This window comes from Aquabacterium sp. (genome assembly GCF_004297345.1).
Lineage (GTDB): Bacteria > Pseudomonadota > Gammaproteobacteria > Burkholderiales > Burkholderiaceae_C > Aquabacterium.
In genome coordinates, this window is the sequence record NZ_SCTN01000574.1 from 1 (window position 1) to 2,903 (window position 2,903).

The 2,903-nt window shown below is 52.7% G+C and carries 4 protein-coding genes; 2 read left to right on the forward strand and 2 right to left on the reverse strand.

Annotated elements, in window-relative coordinates:
* Positions 1-500: HNH endonuclease (locus tag EPO09_RS21600; RefSeq protein ID WP_290646573.1), on the reverse strand; the 500-nt coding region annotated here is incomplete at its 3' end.
* Positions 501-546: 46 nt separating this feature from the next.
* On the opposite strand from EPO09_RS21600, the gene EPO09_RS21605 reads away from it, so the two are divergent.
* Positions 547-858 carry a hypothetical protein gene (locus tag EPO09_RS21605; RefSeq protein WP_290646575.1) on the forward strand — a complete coding sequence of 104 codons (312 nt, stop codon included), beginning with the start codon at positions 547-549 and terminating at the stop codon, positions 856-858.
* A gap of 600 nt (positions 859-1,458) precedes the next feature.
* Positions 1,459-2,226, forward strand: a complete 768-nt coding sequence (locus tag EPO09_RS22365) for a C1 family peptidase (protein WP_367200102.1) — start codon at positions 1,459-1,461, stop codon at positions 2,224-2,226.
* 38 nt (positions 2,227-2,264) lie between these two features.
* Here the strand turns inward: EPO09_RS22365 and EPO09_RS21610 are convergent.
* Positions 2,265-2,903 (reverse strand): hypothetical protein (locus EPO09_RS21610; protein WP_290646577.1); only part of this gene is annotated, 639 nt, incomplete at its 5' end.

Below are 2,903 nucleotides of genomic sequence, written 5' to 3' on the forward strand. Positions count from 1 at the left end.
TTGCCTTGTGCTATACCTGTCTCACGCTCAGCCTCGTGAGAGCTGACGTATCTTCTCAATGGCGGATCGTTCCCATTCGCGGAGACCGCGAACTGAAGGACAGCTCTGCCTTTCGTGCGTTTGTTTAGCACGTCCACGCGATGCCGCTGTTGTTGAGACAACGTCGCTAGCTCCAGATTGCATAGTCGTGCGTCTTCTTTGTTTCCATTGATGTGATTTATCGTCTTACCGTAACATTTGCCAAGAAACGCATTGGCAACTAGCGCATGCAGCGTGCACGAGCGTTGCTTTCCATCGTTGTCATACAACGAGCAGTACATATATCCATTCGGCTTCTTATGACACTTGACAGCTCTCTTGTTGGTCGTGCCCCGCACACGAGCCAGGTTCGATACTTCGTATTTCATTGCCCATCGGACTGTTTTCCATGTTTCTTCTTCGTCTTCACGATCTTCCGCGCCATCATCGCGCTGGCGTTTGCGAGTTATCTCTTTGTTCATTTTAATGTCTGCTAGCTGTTGTTTAAGTGGCTCCTGAAGGAGGCACATGAGCATCAGCCTCGACAGCGACGGAATTGCGGGGACGATCGCTCCCGACGACAACCGCAAAGGCATCTACGGCGACTACCGCGTCGACTACCCATACAACGAATCAGTACTTCGAGACTCCGTTATCGAGAACATCCCCAACATCAGCGGACATTTCGGACAAGATTTCGGAGGCGTGCGTCGTGTCACGTGCGCTACTACTGAACCATACGACTATCTTTCTGCACGCGACGCACAAGACCGCCGGTTGTACCAGTCTGCGACACAGGCGTGCAGGGCATCGGGCCATCGCGCGAACGCTGGCTTCTAGACGCCATATCACAAAAAGTTCGGCCGCGATCGTTTTAAAAAAGTACGCATTATCAATCTCTGCCATCGTAGCTGTCAGACACATCGTGGTCCCAGCTAACGCTGCTGCTAGAACACATCTCGTTGCGGCTAGATTCGTCTTGGCCGGCTCTCGCACACGACACCTTGCAGTCGTCAACGCACGATGACGACTCGGAAGAGCTTTCGCTGTTGCCCATTTGTTAGAATGCAGCGCCTCTTTAGATCATGTGGTTGCACCGCTTGGCTCGCACAAGCGTGGCTCGAGAAACGTCCATTTGTTCTTGTGGAATGTAATTAGGATCGTCGACGTGCTAAAGATCAGCATCATAATAACGTCGGACATGAACAACATGTAGAACGTTACAAAAAACGATATCAGTGCCACAAGCTTCGCGACGTCGCATTTGACAGCAGCTGAATGTGCGCATATTCCAGATGATGTCATGTATACGACGGTGAGCAACGTGTTTGACGCGAGCAAATAAACCAGCGACATTCCAAACGCGATCGACAGAGGCAGCAGTGCTCGAGAGGACGACGACATTCTGTAGATTTAGATACATCGTACATGCTCTCATAAATGAAACGCGTATATGGTTGGTCAAAGCCTCCCCCGGAAAAACGGGGTGCTCGATACGTCCTCCCGCCAAGCAAGCATCTACACCCCGCGATCCCAAGTATTGATCTGCGTTGTTTCTGTCCGCCCGTCTATGACCAAGGGCAACTAGGATCTTGTACCGCTAACGCGATCTGCGGTGACCACGAATTCTGCCAAATCAAGCAACAACATGCCGCGCCCTGGACCCCAAGCCGCCTGTTCTTGTATTATAACGAGCGCGCACTAGAGGGAGACGTCCCCGCAGATGCTGGAGCATGCATACACGACGGTATCACGTCGTTAAACACAAAAGGCGTCTGTAGCGAATCAAGCTGGCCGTACGACGTCTCGAGCTTTGCAACGCAGCCACCCGCGGCGTGCTACAGCGAGGCATTGCGTCACAAGAGCCAAACGTACGTCTCACTGACGCAGACATTGGACAATCTAAAGGCATGCTTGTCGAGCGGGTACGCCTTCGTGTTTGGCGTTGTCGTTTATTCGTCCTTTGAGAGCGAGCATGTCGCGACCACCGGCATCGTACCCATGCCCGACGCTACAAACGACAAACCAATCGGTGGTCACGCGATGATGTGCGTTGGCTACGACGACGCGAAGCAAATGTTTCTTGTGCGCAATTCGTGGGGGTCTGGATGGGGGCTGAACGGCTATTGCTGGATGCCGTACGCTTATTTGACGAGTCCGGAACTAACAAACGACGTGTGGTGCGTTTCAAAAATTATTGACGATTAAAGCAAAATGCCATACGCGATACAACGCCGCTCGCGAAATCACAACAACAATTCATCATAAAACAACGTACGAACTGTATACGGGCGATCAGCCCCCGACGCCGTCACCGCCGCCTCGTTCTCCAACACATACGACACTTCTCGACGCAATGCCTCCAGCCGCTCGAGCCACTCGGCCTCCGATTTCTTCTTCACCTTCACGAAGCCGTCCTTGTTGTACGCCCAGCAGCTCGGAACGCTCTTGCCGTTTGCGTTCTTGTACTGATCGGGGTTAAACCGTATCACGTACAGATGTCGACCGCCATACGCCGACCAGAGCTCGTGGAGTCGTTTAGTCTCGCATTCGACCCCGTAGGTCGCGTGCTGCAGCTCGTCAATTTCGATGGCGAGCACGCAGTATCCAACGTCAATGACAGCGTCGACCTTTCGGCGCGAGCAGCTTCCGGGCGGAGTCTGATTAAACTGGATCGTGCATCTGTCGCCAAATGACTGCTTTAAGAACGCGAAAACGTTCAGTTCCTTGGTGTGATAGTTCTTTTGGACACTGACGAGTGCACGCTCTGGGTGTGCGTGAATGAAATGCATGAGGCACAACTTGTCGTACTTGTTTGTGCTAACATGAACGTTGCACCCGTCGGCGATGCAACGCTTGCCTGTGACGTCGACAGCCCCTGGTGG